Here is an 18,199-nt window from a genome sequence, read left to right on the forward strand (position 1 = left end):
GAACTCAGAGGATGAGGACGGCGATGATGTTGACGTTGTTGTCGGCGATCGGGGCCACGCCGCCGGCGACCGTCTCCAGCTCGGCCTCGGTCAGCTCGTTGAGGTCGACCAGCGGCACCTCGGGCACGTGCAGCACGTGCAGGCCGGGCGTGCCCGCCCAGTCAGCGACGACCTGGTCCTTGGTGTAGAGCGTGGCGGGCTGGGCGCGGTCGACCTCGACCCTGGCGCCGGGGGCGACCGGCAGGCCGGCCGCGGTCGCGTAGCCGGTCGGGTCGGCGAGCAGGCGCTGCAGTTCCTCGTCGCTGCGCCATACCGCGGTGACCAGTTCCGAGTACTTGGTCACGAACCTCGCGCCATATTCCTGTTCGTCGTTGCTCATCGTTCGGTCCTTTCCTCGGGGGTCGCTGCGAGACGGGGTGATCGCTGTGGCGAGAACGCTACGAAGATCGAGCTTCGACAATCAATGATTTCGTCTGAGTGCCATCAGAATCTGCCGCGCCGACGAGTGGGCGGCAGACTTCGGTGTCAGGTGCAGCAGCACGGGCAGCAGCAGGCACAGCTGGGGTCCAGGCCGGCGACGACGCTGTCCAGTTCGTCCTCGGCCAGTTCCGCCTGGGCCACCGGCAACAGCGACGGAACGAAGAGCACGAAGGTGCCGGTGGTCCCCGCCTGCTGCCAGGACTCGATCTGCACCTCAAGGTCCGGATCGGCGTCGGCGATGTCCCGCACCACCCGGACCTGCACATCCTCCGGCAGGTGCAGCCCGTAGCCGGCGAGGAACCCGCGTGGGTCGCGGTCGAGCGCCTGCTCCTTGACCGGGTCGGCCCAGACGTCGGCGACCAGCCGGCTGTACGCGGCCACGAAGACCGCTCGATCGACAGGTGTCATACCCTGCTCCCTTCGGTGGTCGACCGCCGGTGGCGGTGACGGGCAGCGCGGGAGGTTCCGGGCCGCCGGTTTTGCTTCATCGTGGGTCACCTGTGGATCCGATCCGCCCGGAGAGCGGGAATTTCATCGAATGTGGCCGCGAAAAGGTCGCGCCACGGCGAAAGCCGGGTAATTGGGAATCAGCGACTTTCGGCGGACGGCGATCCTAATCAATGTCACCACTGTGGACAAGTAGTAATTCCTCGCCTTTTACCCGCCCGGTGCCCACACCTACGCTGCGATCGGCGGACCGCACAGCGTGACAGCGGTTCGACGGGGTTGCCGTGTTCCGTCACCGAGTGCTGCCGGAGGCCACCGTGACCATCGACGAGGTGACGACGACGCCGGGCGGTCCGGTCGGGTACAGCGTGGACGAGCTCGCCCGCAAGGTGGGGATGTCGCCGCGCAACATCCGAGCACACCAGGCCCGACGGCTGCTGCCCCCGCCGGTGCGGCGCGGTCGGGCCGCGCTCTACGACGACTCTCACGTCCGCCGGCTGGACGCGATCCTCGCCCTGCAACGACAGGGCTTCAACCTGGTGTCCATCGAGGCGATGCTCGGGGTCCGGGCCAGTGACGAGGCGCCCGACGGACTGACCGCGATGCTGCAACGCCTGACCGCCGACCGTCCCGCGCTGGCCCACGCGCTGACCCGGCACGGCGTGATCGGCCGGACCACCGACGGCACCGTCCGCACCGTCCGACCACGTCCGCTGCGCGCCGCCCTGGACCTGCATCGGGTACGGGTGGGCACGGTGCCGGCACTGCAGACCCTCAGCGAGGTGCTGGACAGCCTCCGGCCGGTGGCCGACGAGCTGGTCGCCGCCGTCACCGCCCGGCTGCTGACCCTCGCTCCGGAGCTGGTACGCAGCGGCGCCCGGTCGTCCTGGGCCGATCTCGACCGGGAAACCCTCCTGCTGACGCAGGGCGTGGTCAACGTGCTCACCGAGGCGTTCCGGCTCGCCGTGGAGAACCAGTCGGAGGCGCACGTCGCCGAGCTGCTGGAGAACCACCTCGACGCGGACGTGTGCCTGGAGGACAGCACGGACATCGACAACGGCTGACCGGGCCGTCAAGTCGTCGCGGGCTGCCCGTCCGCCTGCCGGCTCTCCGGCACGGTGTCGGACCGTTCCGGTTCGGTGAGCAGTTGCCGCCGCGCCAACCGATGGAACAGCCCTTCAGGGTGGTCCATCAACTCGTCGAAGCTGCCCCGCTGGACGATCCGCCCTGCTTCGAGGACCACGATGGTGTCCGCAGCACGGACGGTGGACAACCGGTGGGCGATGACCACCCGGGTCGCGGCCAGGGCCGCGGTGCTCCGGCTGACCACCTCCTGGGTCCGGTTGTCCAGAGCGCTGGTCGCCTCGTCGAGGAAGATGATCCGGGGTAGCGGGGCCAGCGCGCGGGCGATCAGCACCCTCTGACGCTGCCCGACGGAGAGCGTCCCGCCGCCGAACGGCACCATCGTGCTCATCCCCATTGGCAGCGCCTCCAGGTCATCGGCGAGGCCGGCCATCCGCGCCGCCTCCCAGACCTGGTCGAGTGGAAAGCTGCCGGCGCCGCAGATGTTGTCGCGTACCGAGCCGGCGAAGAGCTGACCATCCTGCAGGACCACTCCGCACTGCCTGCGGACCGCGTGGACGTCGAGTTCGGAGAGGTCCTGGCCGTCGTAGAGCACTGCGCCCTGCTGCTGGCGTTCAAAGCCGAGCAGCAACCGGAGCAGTGTGGATTTTCCGCAGCCACTCGGTCCGACGATGGCGACGAACTCACCCGGGCGGACGCTCAGGTCGATGTCGATGAGCACCGGTGGCTCGTCCGGCTGGTAAGCGAAAGTGAGCCGGTGCAGCGCGATCTCGCCGCGCAACTCGCCCGGGTCCACCCGGTCCGGCCGCGCCTCGGGGTCGGCGCGCAGGATCTCCCGCAGGCTGCCCAGCCTGGGCACTGCCGCGATCACTTCGACCCCGGCCGACACCAGCACCAGCAGCGCGCCGAGCAGCATCGCGAAACCGACGTTGAGGATGAAGAAATCGGCCGGCGCGACCCGGCCGGCCAGCGGCCCCATCAGCACGGCGAACAGGACCAGTTGGCCGGCGACCGGCAGCACGGTGCCGAAGGCGACCAGGCCCGCCTGACTCTGCCGGACCCGTTGCAGCGCCGCTCGGGCCGTCGCGGCGACCTCCGACCAGCGTGCGTGGGCACGGGTTTCGGCGGCCGCCAATTTGATCTTTACGATGCCACCGAGCAGTTGGTTGGTCATCGCTGCCGCCCGGTGCTCGGCCGGCAGCGCGGACCGTTGCTGACGGACGATCAGCACGGCGAACGCGCCGAAGGTCAGCATGGTGACGGCGACGATCCCCGCTCCCCACAGCCCGAGCACGGGCTCGACCACCAGGAGCATGCCGAGGGTCACCGCGACGGTCGCGGCCGCCGAGACGAGCTGCGGCAGCAGCGCGCTCAGCGCCTCGCCGACGAACGAGATCCCCAACATCGAGTTGGCGATCTCACCGCTGCTGCGACCGGCGAAGAACCGGGCCGGTAGCCGCATCAGCCGGTCCCAGATCGCCAGCTGCGCGCCGGACTGCATCCGGCCGTCCAACCGCAGCAGACGCAGGTTCTGCACCACACCCACCAGCCCCGCGACCACCGCAGCGCTGAGCATCAGCGCGAGGAAGCCGCCAAGGCCGTTCACCTCGCCCCGCCGGGCCAGTTGGCCGAGCACCTCGCCGGTGGCCAGCGGCACGCCCAGGCCCAGCAGTGCCACGCAGGTGGCGGCGAACAGCAGACCCCGCACGTCGCGGGACGCACCGACCAGCCCGGCCCGCAGCAGGTGGCGCATCCGAGCGGTCGGCGGCAGCGGCGCCTGCACCTCGGTCGCCTCGGCAGCGAACGTCGCGGCCACTGTCGCGTCGATCGGACCGTACGCCCGGGTGTCCGGGTCGACGTGGTGGTAGCGGCCTCGACGGAACACCAGGGGCACCGCGGCGGCGCGCTCCGGGTCATCGCCGGCCCGCCACCCCACCAGTGGCCCCAGGTCCCGCCGCCACCATCGGTCCGGGAGCCGCACCTCACGCAAGAACAGGCTGGAAGCTCGGGTCACCGCGTGCACCGCCGCCCGGTCGTCCAGCGGCGCGCGGCTGCGGTCGGCCGGCTCGTTGATCGGGGTTCCCATCCCCTCGGTGACCACCCGGACCACCGAGGCTGCCCGCCCATACCGGTCGAAGCCGGCCTCACCGTCGGGAACCGGAACCGCACCGCCCGCGCCGATCACCCCGATCGACCGGCGGGCCGCCGCGGCGAGCACCGCCGCGTCGGTCTCCCGGCGCCGCTGCACGGCGCTCAGCAACGCCGCGTCGGCCTCCTCGATCCGCGTCTCCACCATCCGCAGCAGCCGGGCCACATGCTGGTCGACGGCCGACCGGAGCTGACCGTTGACCAGCAGGTCCCAGCTGCCGCGGCTCTCCACCGCGCACGGCGACTCGGCCACCACCCAGTCCCGCTCGGCGACCAGCAGCAGCTCCCGTTCCCCCGACATCTCCGCCGGGCCACCGTCGTTGCGTCGCAGTTGTCCACCGGCGCTGCGCAGCCACCACGCGCCGCCGGTGGAGGTGAGGGCGCTCCCCTGCGCCAGCGAAATGATCTCGCATCCGCGGAGGGTGGACGCCGCCCGGGGCGCCTGCCCGCGGCGCAGCGCGTCGGCGACGGTGACCAGCACCAGGTCAACCGCCGCGACCAGCTCCGTCGCGGCAGTCCGTGCCCGCAGCGACGCCCCGTCGTCCGCCACGCGGCCGAGCCGAACATGCCGCTCCAGCAGGGAAAGGTGACGCCGGGACAGCCCGCGCAGCTCCGTGCCGGGTAGCGGCACCAGGATCAACCGCCACGCACCGATCGCTGTGGACGTCGGCACCAGGCCACCCGCAGGCAGCCGGGCCACATGGTGACGACGCGAGGGGCTCATCCCGGCCCGGCGCACCGCGAACAGATCGGCCTCGCCTCCGGTCACCAGCCAGCTGGCCGCCGGGCCGTCCAGGCGGCAAACCTGGCGTACGCCGTCCGAGCAGAAGTCGATCAGGCCGCCGGCCGGGGGATCCTCCACCACGCCACTCATCAGCGTCTCCTCGGATCGTCGTGGTCAGTGGTCCCGGACCAGGCGCGCGTACGCCCCGTCCTGGGAAACCAACTGCTCGTGGGTGCCGCGCTCCACCTCCCGGCCGCCGTCCAGCACGACGATCAGGTCGCAGTCGCGGACGGTGGACAGGCGGTGGGCCACGATCAGGCAGGTCGCCCCCCGCCGGCGCAGGTGCCTGTCGATCCGGCGCTCGGTCTCGGCGTCCAGCGCGCTGGTGGCCTCGTCCAGCACCAGCACCCGGGGATTGCGCACGAGCGCTCGGGCGATTTCCAGCCGCTGCCGCTGCCCACCGGAGAAGTTGCGGGCGTTCTCCCGCACCGGACTGCCGAGGCCACCCGGACGGGCCGCGACCTCGTCGTAGAGGCACGCGTCGGCCAGCGCGCTGACGACGTCCTCATCGGCGACCGTGAGGTCCCACATGGTGACGTTGTCCCGGACCGTCCCCTCGAACAGCCGTTGGTCCTGGTCCACCATGGCGACGGTGGCTGCCCAGAGCCCGTCGTCGGCTGCGACCCGCTCAAGTCCGTCCACGGTGACCTGTCCGGTCCAGGGCCGGTAGAGCCCGGCGACCAGCCGGCCGACCGTCGACTTGCCACTGCCCGAGCGCCCGACGAGCGCCACCCGGGCACCCGGCGGCAGGTCAAGGCTGAAGTTCTCCAGCAGTGGACGACCCAACGGGTTGTAGCCGAACGTGACCTCCTCAATGCGCAGGTGCCCCTCCATCGGTGTCATCGGTCGGGCGGATCGGTCCTGGGCCGACGGCAGTGGGTACCGTTCCACGTCACGCAGCCGGTTGAGGTCGGCGCTCATGTCCTGCAACCGCGAGCCCAGCGCGGTCAGGTTGCCCAGCGGGCGGTTCATCGCGGCGGCCAGGCTCTGCATGCCGACCAGCACGCCGACGCTCATCGCCTCCGCCACGACCTGCCGGCTGCCCAACCCCAGCAGCACCGCGGTGGTCCCCGAGGCGAGCAGCGCCGGTAGGACGGAGAGCACCGCGGTGGGCACGCCCAGCCGTTGCTGACGGGTGGCGACGGTGGCGTGGCGCGCCGCGAACCGGGCCACGGCGCGTTCCTCCTCGCCGCCGGCCTTCACCGTCTCAATCATCTGGACGGTGGTGTACACCGTTGTCACCAGCTTGCTGCGGTCCGCCTGAAGACCGGCGACAGCGGTGGACCGGGTCGAGGCGACATAGCGGAGCACGCTGACGTTCAGCCCGGCGAGGACCACCGCACACAGTCCGAGCAGCAGGTCGTAATGGCAGAGCAGAGCCCCGTACGCCAGCACCAGGCCGGTGTCCACGACAGTGGTGGCGGTCCGGCGGGTAAGCACCTCGGCGACCACCTCGTTGCCGCGGACCCGCTGGCTGAGGTCGGCGGCCTGCCGCTGGTCGAAGAAGGTCGGCGGCAGCCGCAGCAGATGTCGGAAGAACCGGGCGGCGCTGGCGAGGGCGAGCGCCGTCTCCGCGCGTACGGTCAGGCGTTGCTGAAGCAGGCTGGCCAGGAAGGTCAGCACGGTGGCCACCGCCACCGCCGCCACCAGGCCGGCGAACGCGGCCCGATCCTCCTGCAACAGCACCCGGTCGACGAAGACCTTGGCCATCACCGGGATGGTCAGACCGACCACGGCGATCAGCAGGCCGAGCAGCAGCATCTGCGCGATCGCCGAGCCCGGGCCGCGCCACCGCTCGGCCAGCGCTCGCACCAGCCGGTAGCGGGTGCCGCCGGGCCGGAACTGCGGGCCGGGCTCCATGGTGAGCACGATGCCGGTGAAGGCCCCGTCGAACTCCTCCCAGCTCACCGCACGGGGACCGGTGGCCGGATCGTTGATGAAGACCTTGCGGCCGAGCCCTTCCAGCACCACGAAGTGCTCGAACCGCCAGAACAGCACCGCCGGCAACGCCACGGTGGCCAGGCCGGCCAGGTCCATCTGGAAACCCTTGGCCACCATGCCGTAGCGGCGGGCACCCTTGAGCACTGTGGCCGCGGTGGAGCCGTCCCGGCTCACTCCGCACACCCGGCGCAACTCCTCCAGGGGCACGTGCCGACCGTGGTGCGCGAGCAGGATCCCCAGCGCGGCGGCACCGCACTCCACCGCCTCCATCTGGATCAGGGTGGGCGTACGGACCCGTCGACGCCGGATCCTGGGCAGCTCCGGCGTGCCGCTGACGGCGGTCGTCGGCGTGCTCATCGCCGCAGCAACCAGTCGATCGGGTGTTCCCGGTCCACTGTGAACCAGGCGGTGACCTCGCTGGCCGAGTTGAGCTGGAACGGCGGCGGAGACTTGGTCCAGCGCAGGCCGCCCGGGGCGGCCGGGTCGGGCTCCAGGGCGACAGTCACCCGCACCACGCTGCCGCGGGCGAGCAGCCGCCGGACGTCCGGCCCGGTGCCCAGGAAGGCGCGCAGCGATGCCTCGGTCTCCGGGAAGGCGCCGACCGTGGTCACCTGGCCGGCCAGGGTGCCGAACACGTTGCGCGGCGCGGCCGCGGCGGCCACCTCGACGGTCACACCGGGTTGCAGCAGCGGGGCGGCGACGGCGGGGGCGTAGACGACTGCCTGCAACGCGTCCCCGGCGGTGTCGAGCCGTTCCAGGTCGGCCAGGTGCGTGCCCGGGGTGACGATCTCGCCTTCCGAGACCAGCCAGGCGACGACGTACGCGTCACCCGGCGCGGTCTCCACCCGCACCTTGCCGTCCGCCGTGCGCAGGCTGTAGAGGGGCGTGCCCTTCGGCACCCGCTGGTGCGGTGACGCCCACACCTTGGTGACCTGCCCACTGTCGAGCGCGTCGAGGGCCGAGATCCCGTTCGAGTGAATCAGCACCCCGGCCGCCTCGACGGTCCGGGGTACCACCGTGCGCACCGACCACACACCTGCGGCGACGACGACGATGACCAGCGCGGTGGTTGCCAGCCAATTCGGGACTGTGGTCAGCCGGACCGCCCGGTCCAGTTGCTCAGGCGCCTCCAACTGGCGCAGAGCCTGCCGCCGGAACTTCATGGCCGGCTCTCCGCCGCGGCCGGGCCGGTGGCGCGGTGTGAGCCGAGCAGGAAGTCGGCCACGCTCGGCTCGACCAGCGGGTCGAGCCCGGACAACTCGGCGAAGGCCTGGGAGTCCCCGGCGCCGAGGGCGCAGGGCGCCAGCCCCATGGCGGTGGCGACGAGATACATCTGCTGGGTCAGCACACCCGCGTCCTTGAGAATCATGGCGTAGCTCATCCCTTCGTACTTCCACATGAGCCGCTGGACCCGGGCGGTGACCACCAGGACCGTCTGCGGCGGCCGAGGCAGGGCGCCGGCCGCTCGGGCGTACGCCAGCAGCCGGTCCGCGGCCGGTCCCCAGCCGGCGACCGGCTCCAGCCGGTGCCCGACGGCGTCGTAGTGGTAGAGCCCGGGGTCGAGCCCTGCGCAGCGCGCGACCAGTGGGTAGATCTCCAGCTCGTAGACGCCGCCGCCGCCCGGGTAGGGCCGGTGGCCGATCTCCTGCCCGCCGGCCTCGCCGACGGCGCTGGTGTGCTGCGACCGGTGCAGGAACTCCGCCAGCCGCTCCAGCGGCAGCGGCGCCGCGTCGTCGTGTTCGCGCACGCTGCGCCGGTCAGTGACGACCTGACTGAACGCGGGATCCGCCTTGGCGATCGTCGCCAGGTCCGGCAGTGGCAAGTCCACCGGCCGGCCCCCGTCGTACGGGCGGCGCAGCGGTTGCGGGGCGAAGCTCCCCCGCATCCGGTAGGTCCCGCCCACCGGCAGCGCGTGTCGGCCGGCCCGGGATCGGTGGTGCAGCCGCAGCTCCTCCGGCGACCAGTAGGCCAGCGGCGCGTCGTCGCACTCCGCCTCGAACTCGGCGTCGGTGACCAGGATCCGGGCGGTGGCCAGCTCGTCGAGCACCCGTCCGGCGACTTCCGGCGGCACGCCGAGCGTGCGGGCCACCGACTCGGGTCCGACGCCCGGCGCGGCGGCGGCCAGTACCGCGCCGAGGGCGGCGTCGGCGCAGCCGACAACGAGGGTGCTCAGCGGTGATGCGGCCACCAGCATGCCCCGTTCGTGCTGAAGGGCGGCGAAGCGGGAGAGCCGGTAACGGACCCCGGTCGTGTGTGGACGACTCTCCGGCAGACTGCCTCGGCCCAGGCCGGTGGGCACCAGGTCGAGCAGCGGCCGATCGTCGACCTGTACGCGGCGCTCCAGCCAGGAGTGGGCGAGCAACCGGCGCAGCAGCAACTGCGCGGGCAACACCCGGTTCTCCCCCTCCAGGCCGCTGATCAGCCGGCCGACCTCGACGTCGTTGACCCAGTCGGCGGCGAGCCGCAGCAGCAGCGCCCGCCGGCCCATGCCCGGTTGCTCCAGGGTGACCTGGAAGCGGGTCTGCCTCAGCGTCAGCGAGCCGTCCTCGCCGAGCCGCAACTCCGCGTCACGGCGCAGCCGGTACGACTCCTGAATCGGCGGACCGCCGACGGAGCCGCTCACGACGACCGCCGACCGACCAGGTCCACCACGGTGGTCATCCCCACATCCTTCCCACGATCCCGGTGGCCCGGGAGCGCCGGCTAGAAGAAGACGTTCAGCGGATTGGCCGATGTCTCGTCGACGGCCAGTGGGCCCCGACCGAGGCGGGCCGGCACGTCCCACAGTCGGCCGGGACCGAGCCGGCGCCAGAAGTGCCGTAGGCCCGGCACGACGACTTTCACCACCGCCAGGTCGACATCCGGACGAGACTGATCGACGACGATCACCTCCAGGCCGGCCCGCTCCGCCCGGCGTACGCAACGACGCACGTCATCCCCGACGTCGCCGGTGGTCAGCGTCGGGTGGTCGGCCGCGGTGCGCGACGGCCGGGTGGGATCCGGGGTCAGCCAGGGCTGGTCGGCCACCCGCACGGTGCCGAACCAACGCGCGGTGTCCGGGTCGTCGACGCCGTACCGGTTGCGGGCGGAGGTGGGTCCGGCGACGGCGGGCAGGAACTGGTTCACCTCGGTGAGCGCCCGGGTCAGCGCGACCCGCGCGTCCAGGTGCGCGCCGAAGCCGACCAGGACGTCCTCCGGCCCTCGGTCGACCCGCCGGGACACCGCGGCGAACGTGGGTACGCCGAGGTCGGCGGTCAGGTCGAGCGCCCACAGTTCGCGGCCCAGCGCGGTGGTGTGGTGGTCGACGCAGGCGGCCGTCCACGGGTCGCCGAACGAGGCGAGGTCCACCCCGGGCATCCGGGACCGGTGGTACCACCACAGGGCCACGCTGTCCCGCTCCACGAGTTCGCAGATGCCCTGCAGGATTGCCTCGGACAGGTTGCCGCCGGCCGCGCAGCCGTTCGAGTCGGCCGAGCACACCCCCAGCCCGGTCAGCTCCGGATGCCCGTACCAGCAGTGCGCGGCGGGCAGCTCGCGCGGTGTCTGCCGGGTCAGCGACCAACCCGTGGTCCAGTCCAGCTCCACCTCGTCGGGCAGCGGGCGGGGAATGCGGTGCAGGTGGCCCAGGTCGCGGTTGAGCCGGCGCCGGTCGGCGTACTGGCGTTCCGAGAAGAGCAGCAGCTCCCGCAGGTGTACCGCGCGGTCCGGACCGAGCTGCCGGTAGGTGGCCCGGTGCACCGGGCGGTCGCCGCGCCACACCCCGCAGTAGCGTTCCACCGCCTCCCCGACCGCGCTCATCCGGGCCTGCAGGTCGGTCCGGCCCTTGCCGCCGCTCTGCCCGCGCAGATTGCGGCGCAGCGCGGCGAGCTGGCGGGGCTGGGCGAAGTTGTGCCCGGCCGAGTAGGTGTGGGTGACGCCGTTGTCGGTCGTCTCCAGCGGGGTCAGCCGGCTCACCACGCCCAGATACCGGCTGACGTGGTGGACGAGCGCGGCGTACGCCTCGGCGGGTTCCCGGATGCGGGAGTCCCCGGCCCGACTGGGCTGGGTGCCGCTGGGTGGCAGATCGATCCGTGGCTCGGCCTTGCGGACGAGGTCCGGGTCACCGCAGGCGGGGCACTGCGGCTGGCGTACCAGTTGGTGGCTCTCCGTGCTCAGGTCCCGGGTGTCCAGGGCGACCATCCGGCCGGTGAGACGGGGCGACGCGCCCCGGACGGCGAGCACGGCGAGCTCCGCAGCGAGCAGCCCGGCCGCCATGGTGGCCAGTCCGGGCAGGACCGCGCGGCCGGGCTGCGGCAGCGGACCGGCCAGGTCCTGCGCGTCGAGGAAGGCGTTCACCTGTTCGTTCTCCTGCCAGCGTTGGCGCAGGCAGGCCCAGCAGCCGGTACGGCCCGGCACGAGGTGCGGGCCGAGGAGGACGACGTTGCCGTGTGGCCGGGCCAGCGTCCACGCGCGACCGGCGGCCAGGTGGCGGTTGTTGATCAGCGCGAGCCGGGGGTCGAGCATCGACGACGGCAGCACCAGCACCTGGGCGTTGCCCGGGCCCGGGTCCGGTGCGTCCGGCCCGACCACTGTCGGGGCGAGCCCTAGCGCGCGCAGCGCGTCGGCGGTCTCGGCCACCCGGGGCGCCCCGAGGTCCACGATGGTGACAGTTCCCCCGGCCATCCACCGCCGTCCGACGTCGGGCGGCACGCCCCGGGCGTCCCAGCCGGCGGCCTCGGCTGCCGAGGTGTGCGCCGGACCGGACACCAGAAGGCCGTGGTCGCGCAGCCGGGCGAGGGCTGCGGCGACAGCGGTGACCGGGTGTCGGGTGGCCAGGCGGGCCACCACATCCGCCAACGGGGCGACACCGTCAAGCTGGTCGGCCAGGTCCGCGGCGACCGGGTCGTCGATGAGTAGGCTGCGGGTCTCCCCCAGCACCACGAGCGGACCGTCGGGCAGCCGCACCGGCACGTAGTCGGATCGGAAGCGCGGACGCCACATGGGTTCCTCCCGAGCTTCGTGGCCGGACCGCGGCACCGCCGGCCCCGCCGGCGATCACGGCTGCTGTCATCGTCGCGGTCCGGTGGCGTCCAATCCGAGTGATGCCACCGGTTTCTGCCGTCGCCGACGGCGTGGACGCTCGGCGGCAGGGTCAGTCGGCGGTGACGGTCAGCGCGGTGTCGTTGAGCCCCAGCACTGATGTGCCGACGGTCTGTGCCGGCACAAGCAGCACGAAGGTCTCCACCCGGGTGACCCGGATCGACTTTCCGCTGATCGCCTTGAGGTGACCCGTGGCGATCAGGTCCGGGCTCTGCGGTTCCAATCGGACGGTGGCCGGACCGCCGGGCGCCGGGCGCAGCGTGTCGGTGGCGTGGATCGTCAAAAAGGTGAGCGTGCCGGTCGGCACCGCGACCGCGCAGTCGGACCACTCCGCCCGGTTCATCGTCCGCTGCACCGCCCCGCCGACACCGGCGAGCTGCTGCCCGTACACCTCCCAACCGCCGGCGAACTGGCCGTCGAGCAGCGCGCTCGACACGACGAGGGACCGGTTGCCCGTCGTGGACCCGATGCTGCGGGCGAACACCTCGGCGGCGAGGGCCCGACGGCTGGTCTCGTCCAGGGCGGCGCCGCCCGCGGTGGCCGGCCGGCCGTCGATGCTCCGGGCGACCACCAGCGAAGGTTGGGTGACCTGAACGTTGTGGCTGAGCTTCCACTGGCCGTCAGCACCGAACACGAACTGGCTGACGTCCGTGGGCGCCAGCTCCGAGCCGTTCAGCCGGAGAGTCGCCGTGGCGAGGAAACAGGCCGGGTCGGCGGGTGGCACCGCGAAGACCGGGTTTATGTGCTGGAAGGACGGTTGCGCACGCTGGTTGTACGCGGCCCGACGTACTGCGGCGATGCTGAGGTCCAGCGAGGGCGAAACCTCCTGCGCCCGCAGCGCCTCGACGTCACCCGCCACCGAGGCGGCCGAGTCGGCCTGGTCGAAGGCGGTGAGCACGAGCGCGGCCCGGTCCCGACCGAAAGCGGCCGAACCGTGGGGCGCCGGGGTGGCCGCGTCCACTGGCTCCCCACCACAGCCGGTCAGCACGAGCAGCGCCACCGTGGCGGCGGCGATCGGCATCGCCGGCACCGGCGCGGCGAGGGTTTGCGGGCTCCTGACGGATCTTCTGCCCAGCATCTCGTCCTCCATCCACCACCGGTTCACGGGAATCGCGCCCGATGCAGTCGAGTATGTGAGCGGCTGTCCGGCTGCGACGGTGGCGGCGCGGCCTCGTGCTGCCCGGCCAGTCGACGTTGCACCGAACGACGTCATCCGGCCGGGACTGCAGTCATCAATCGGTGTCATCGAGACGAGCGACCCAGGCGGCCAGGCCCGACCGGGAAGCGACGCCCGTCTTGCGGTAGAGGCGGGTCAGGTGCGCCTCAACCGTGCGGGGGCTGATGTTCAGCTGCCGCCCGATCAGTCGGCTGGTGGCCCCGGTCGCCGCCAGCCGCGCGATGTGCCACTCCCGGTCGGTCAGGGCGGCGACCTCGCGCGGGCCGACCGGACGGGCCAGTCGCAGGCCGACCCGTTCCGTTCCGCACCACCCGGCCAGTTCCAGCGCCCGGCGGCGGGCCCGCGCCGCCAGGCCGGCCTGGTCGGCGGCTTCGGCTGCCCGGGCCAGGGAGGCCAGGGCAAGGCTGCGCCGTAGCACCATCCCGCCGGCGCGGAACAGGTCGGCCGCGGTCTCCAGGTGCAGCAGCGCCGCCCGGATCTCGCCGCGGGCGAGCAGCACCTCGCCGTACGCCGACTCGGCGAAGCCCCGCTGCCCGGGCAGACCGACCTGATCCGCCTCGGCCAATGCCAGCCGCGCCTGCCGCTCGGCGTCGGCCACGTCGCCCGCGGCGAGCGCGGCGGCGCAGAGCAGCTCGTACCACCTGGGCCGGAGGGACGTCTGGAGACGGCTCAGCCGGCTGTCGCCGCCGGCTGAGCGCACCAGTTCCGCACAGGTCGCCGGATCACCCGACAGCAGCGTCGCGGTCGCCAGCGCCGTCGCGGCGGTACGACCGCACCAGGTGGCGAGGTCGGTGGCGATTCCGGCGGCGCTGTGGGCCAGCGCCACCGCCCGGTCGTCGTCCCGAGGGCCACCACGCCACGCCGTCGCCTCCGCCTCGAACGCCAGGGCGAAGCTCAGCAGGTCGCGACTGCCGATGCGCCGGGCAACGATGCCCGCCTCGGTAGCCAATCCGATGGCGGCGTTCAGCTGCCCGCCGTGGTAGGCCACTTGACTACGACCGAGCAGCAGCTGGCACAGTCCGCCGTCGCGGTGCGAGGCACGGACGAGCGTCAGCCCTCGGTCGAGGTGCCGCATCGCGTCGGCCTGCCGTTCGAGGTACAACTCGCTCAGGCCGAGTGCGGTGAAGCAGTCGGGGTGGTCCCGCACGTCCCGGTCCGGCAGCGAGTCGACGATCCGGGCGCCGGCATCGAGCAAGCCCCGGGCGTCGTGGAGTGCGCCGTCGAGGGCGGCGGCCAGACTACGCACCGCCAGCAGGCTGGCCCGGTCCGCGCCGGAGCCGCCGAGATCTCCGCTGAGCACGTCGGGCAGCCCGGTCACGGGGCGGCCGGCCAGGATGCCGGCGGCGCCGATCTCGGTGGCGAGGCGGTAGCCGTCGCCAGGTCCGGCATCGGCTGGCAGGGCGGACAACTCCCGCCGGCTGATGGCCACCGCCTCCGCGTAGTTGCCGAGCAGACGTTCCACCCGCGCCCAGAGAGCTACTGCCTGCGCCCGCCGTCCCTCCGGGTCGGCGGAGAACAGCGGCACGATCTCTTGGAGCAGGGCCCTGCTCTCGGCCAGATTCCCCGCCTCCCCGGTGATCTCGGCCAGCGCGAGCGACACGTCCTGCCGACGTTGCGTCAGGCCGGCCGTCGGCCGCAGCGCACGCAGCGCCATCCGCAGCCAGCGGATGGCCAGGTCCGGCGTCTCGCGCCGGACCTCCTGCGCGGCCCGGCAGAGCACGTTGACGCAGCGGTCGGCCCAGCCGCCGTTCGGCAGGGCGAGCAGGCGCTCCGCGTAGCGGGCCCGATCCGCGGGTGGCGCGCCCAGATCGACCAGCGCGGTGAGCGCCCGCGCACACGCCTCCACCTGCCACTGCGTGTCGGTGTCCTGAGCGACCGCCATCCGCAGCACCGGGTGCCGGGAGGCGAACCGTCCAGTGCCGGGGACGCGGCGGATCAGGTCAAGCCGGGCCAGTCGCCAGCAGGCCTCGACCGCCAGTGACGTCGGGACCTGCGCAACCTCGGCGAGCAGGTCCGCGGTGAAGGGCGCATCGACGATCGCCCCGGCCCGCAGACAGGCCAGCTCGACGGGGGGTAGGTCCGTCCACTCGCGGCGCAGCACGGCCACCGCCGCGTCGGACAGTCGGCCACCCTGTGCTTCACGGATCGGGTCAGCGCTGTTCGAGGTGGGGCTGCTCGGCAGCACCGCCAGGTAACCGGGGTTGCCGCCGGTCAGGTCGTACCGGGCGCGCAGCTCCACCTGGTCGATGTGGGGGTGCAGGAGCGCGACCTCGGCGAGGCTGAGAGGGCGAAGTTCGATCCGGTCGTGTGACGTCGGTTCCGCATCGGCGTGCTTGTCGGGATCTGGTAGCCCGAACGGCATCGGGGTCGCCATCTGCCGCGGGCGGTAGACGAGCACGAGCAGCAGCGGGGCGGGCACCGGATACCGCAGTAGGTGGGCGATCAGACCGGTGGAGGAGGGATCCGCCCAGTGCAGGTCGTCGAGGACCAGCACCAGACCGTCCCGTGCCGCCAGGCCGATCAGCCGGCGGGCCAGCTGGTAGGTCCGGAACCGCCGGGCGTCCGACGCCCGCGCCGGCGCCGCTGGCACCGCGGCGACGGACTCCGCCCAGCTCTCCCCAGTGGGCCGTCCAGCACGCACCCCGCGTCGGAGTGACTGCCCCTCCGTGAAGGCATGTCGAAACACGTGGAAGGGGACTCCTCGCTCATCCGGCGAACAGGTCCCGACGGCCCAGGGGACGGTGGAGTCGCAGCGCTCCAGGGCCTCGCGGACGAACCGGGTCTTGCCGATTCCCGGCTCGCCGACCACCTCGCACACCATTTGCCAGCCACGGCTCAGCACGGCTGCCCGGGCTCTCCCGATACGTGCCAACTGTGGTCGTCGCCCGACGAAGCGCGGGCTCGATGATGCGCTTTCCAGCCCAGGTGTCATCACGCAGACCAGACGCCTTCCGGCACACTCAATGGGAATTGGTCGCACTATACCGGAGCACCGCCAAATGTCGAAACAAACCGGCGCGGCCACCTCCTATTTGACAGGTGGCGTCGAGATGCAGTTCTTTCCGACATCGCACCACAACCCGCAGAAAAGGACCGGTAGCCAGAAGCGCGGAATGATGTCCATGAAACCCAATAAATCACCTGTCATCTACTGCGTCCGGGCTATCGCCAACGAGCCCCAGGCGCTGCCGGGCTCCGGGGGTACGCCCAGCCCGTCTGGACAATCATGGGAGGGCCGCGCCTAATCTGATATCACCACGATCATGGCCGTCCATATTGAATCGCCCGAAGCGGTCATATTCCTACCTTGGCCCCTCAACCGTGACGCTCACCCCACACGATGAGCCGACGGCAAAGGATTCCCACAGCGCAAATGACTGGAATCCCACCGCCAGAACTGGCCACCTGCCGCCAATTTTCAACATGCGAACAGCAACATGCAGACGCAACAAGCATATAAGAGACGAGCACAGAAAGCCGCAGGCAGCCAGCCGACGGAACCGGGCCGAGCGCCTGTCCCCTGCGCTATCCGGCGCTGGGTTCCCATGACGAACCAGACCCTGGACAACGCCCCTCCTGCGTTGTCGCCACCCTGTATCTGCGCCCCGCCGGCTTCCAGCCGGCGAGCCGGCGCGGTGGCCAACCGCCCAACAGCTTGAGCCGCTGCTTGCTGTCAGGGTGATCCGGAGCTGCACAGGCACGATCAAGCGTTGATCGCTTCATGTCACTGGCCGCCAACCACGGACGGGATTTTCGGGGGGGTCCAACTTTGCCAGGGTCCCACCGCACCGCTTCCCCGCCAGCAGAACCTCCTGCCACCAAGAGAATGAGTTGTCCCTACCCCATGGCGGCACACCTACGCAGGCATGTGGGTTCCTGTCGGTGGGGCGACACGCCCTATTGCCCCACCGCTGGCGATGCACTTCCCAACGTCGGCAAGAGCCGGAACAGCGTATGGTCGGCGTGCAGTGAAGGACTTCGCGTCCGCCGCGGGTCTTCCGTCACCTGCACGCCGTGTTCAGGCGAGTACCACGCTGCACGTTCACCGACCTGCTCCAGGAGGTTCGATCATGTCCAAGGACTCGACGAGCAAGGCGAACGTCAAGAAGAAGGGCAAGACGATCAAGGAGAAGCAGACTGCGAAGCGCCTGAAGCGCGACGAGCAGAACGGGCACTCCTCAAACGTCGTACCCACCGGGCGCTGACGCCGGCAGCATCGCTGAACTGTCCGAATGCGGCGGGTGGGGATCCGACGATCGTCGGGTCCCCACCTGCCGCTGCGGTGTTCAGTGACGGCGGTGAGCCGTGACGATCCAGGCACGTGAGTCGAAGTACACGCCGCCGCCGCCGGCGTGGTGGGCGTCGAGGGTGGCGCGTAGCCGCGTGCGTGCCTGCTCGGCGGCCGCCGCGTCGAGATTGGCGAGCAGGTTCTTGGACTCCCACAGGCCGAGCACGGCGTCGAAGGCGGTGGCGCTGTCCGGGCCGTAGTAGACGGGCTTGTTCACGTCCGTGAAGCTGACTTCCGCGAAGCCGGCCGCCGTCAGGACGCCTTCCGTGACGGTCGGGTCAGCGAGTGAGAACGGGTCCGGGCCACGCGGTGTGGCTGATGCGGGGCCGAGGGCCTGGCGGATCGAGTTGGCCCACTCATTGCGGTCGCGTTCTTGCCAGACCAGCAGAACCAGGCGTGCCGCGGGGCGCAGGGCCCTCCCGATATTGGTGAACGCGGCGACCGGGTCGGCGAAGAACATCGTCCCGAATCTGCTGATGCAGACGTCATAGTACGTCGGTGGAAAGCGGTGGACCTGGGCGTCCGCCTGTTGATAGGTGATGTTGGTCAGTCCCTCGTCGTCGCTGAGCTGACGAGCCCGTTCGAGCATTGGCGCGGCGAGATCGACGCCTACCGCGCTTCCGGCCGTGGCGGCGCGGGCGGCCTCGCGCGTGGACTGGCCTGTGCCACAGCCGATGTCGAGCACACGGTCGCGAGGGCCGACGTGGGCAGCGGCGCGGAAGAGTTCGTTGTGCAAGCGCAATTCTGCGTCGTAATCGAACAGGTCGGACAT

Annotated in this window: 12 protein-coding genes; 2 read left to right on the top strand and 10 right to left on the bottom strand. The window is 71.7% G+C overall.

Features of this window, described 5'->3' with window-relative positions:
- Window positions 1-4: 4 nt before the first annotated feature.
- Window positions 5-379: a class IIb bacteriocin, lactobin A/cerein 7B family gene (locus IW248_RS12730; protein WP_088948968.1), complete on the bottom strand. Its 375-nt coding sequence runs from the start codon at window positions 377-379 to the stop codon at window positions 5-7.
- Between the two features lie 146 nt (window positions 380-525).
- Window positions 526-888 carry a hypothetical protein gene (locus IW248_RS12735; RefSeq protein WP_196927163.1) on the bottom strand — a complete coding sequence of 121 codons (363 nt, stop codon included), beginning with the start codon at window positions 886-888 and terminating at the stop codon, window positions 526-528.
- A 323-nt stretch (window positions 889-1,211) separates the two neighbouring features.
- On the opposite strand from IW248_RS12735, the gene IW248_RS12740 reads away from it, so the two are divergent.
- Window positions 1,212-1,991, top strand: coding sequence for a MerR family transcriptional regulator (locus IW248_RS12740; protein ID WP_196927164.1), 780 nt, complete (start codon window positions 1,212-1,214; stop codon window positions 1,989-1,991).
- 8 nt (window positions 1,992-1,999) lie between these two features.
- Here the strand turns inward: IW248_RS12740 and IW248_RS12745 are convergent, their stop codons facing one another.
- The 7 genes from IW248_RS12745 to IW248_RS12775 all read right to left on the bottom strand — a co-directional run bounded on the left by IW248_RS12745 (window position 2,000) and on the right by IW248_RS12775 (window position 16,071).
- Entirely contained in the window at window positions 2,000-5,032 is a 3,033-nt protein-coding gene (locus tag IW248_RS12745; protein ID WP_196927165.1) for an ATP-binding cassette domain-containing protein, read from the bottom strand.
- Window positions 5,033-5,056: 24 nt separating this feature from the next.
- The gene (locus tag IW248_RS12750; RefSeq protein ID WP_196927166.1) at window positions 5,057-7,240 is read right to left on the bottom strand and encodes an NHLP family bacteriocin export ABC transporter peptidase/permease/ATPase subunit; all 2,184 of its coding nucleotides are present in this window, start codon (window positions 7,238-7,240) and stop codon (window positions 5,057-5,059) included.
- Window positions 7,237-8,046, bottom strand: coding sequence for an HlyD family efflux transporter periplasmic adaptor subunit (locus tag IW248_RS12755; RefSeq protein WP_196927167.1), 810 nt, complete (start codon window positions 8,044-8,046; stop codon window positions 7,237-7,239). The genes IW248_RS12750 and IW248_RS12755 overlap by 4 nt, the downstream gene beginning before the upstream one ends.
- Entirely contained in the window at window positions 8,043-9,506 is a 1,464-nt protein-coding gene (locus tag IW248_RS33710) for a SagB/ThcOx family dehydrogenase (RefSeq protein WP_196927168.1), read from the bottom strand. The genes IW248_RS12755 and IW248_RS33710 overlap by 4 nt, the downstream gene beginning before the upstream one ends.
- An 80-nt stretch (window positions 9,507-9,586) precedes the next feature.
- On the bottom strand, window positions 9,587-11,863 hold the full coding sequence (locus IW248_RS12765; RefSeq protein ID WP_196927169.1) for a TOMM precursor leader peptide-binding protein: 2,277 nt from the start codon (window positions 11,861-11,863) through the stop codon (window positions 9,587-9,589).
- A 151-nt stretch (window positions 11,864-12,014) separates the two neighbouring features.
- On the bottom strand, window positions 12,015-13,040 hold the full coding sequence (locus IW248_RS12770) for a hypothetical protein (protein ID WP_196927170.1): 1,026 nt from the start codon (window positions 13,038-13,040) through the stop codon (window positions 12,015-12,017).
- 154 nt (window positions 13,041-13,194) lie between these two features.
- On the bottom strand, window positions 13,195-16,071 hold the full coding sequence (locus tag IW248_RS12775; RefSeq protein ID WP_231396291.1) for an ATP-binding protein: 2,877 nt from the start codon (window positions 16,069-16,071) through the stop codon (window positions 13,195-13,197).
- 1,138 nt (window positions 16,072-17,209) lie between these two features.
- Between IW248_RS12775 and IW248_RS33505 the strand changes: the two genes are divergently transcribed.
- A complete protein-coding gene (locus IW248_RS33505; RefSeq protein WP_256442175.1) occupies window positions 17,210-17,344 on the top strand; it encodes a hypothetical protein in 135 nt (44 codons plus the stop codon).
- 81 nt (window positions 17,345-17,425) lie between these two features.
- On the opposite strand, the gene IW248_RS12780 is transcribed toward IW248_RS33505, so the two are convergent.
- Entirely contained in the window at window positions 17,426-18,199 is a 774-nt protein-coding gene (locus tag IW248_RS12780; protein ID WP_196927172.1) for a class I SAM-dependent methyltransferase, read from the bottom strand.

Source organism: Micromonospora ureilytica (assembly GCF_015751765.1).
GTDB classification, from domain to species: domain Bacteria; phylum Actinomycetota; class Actinomycetes; order Mycobacteriales; family Micromonosporaceae; genus Micromonospora; species Micromonospora ureilytica.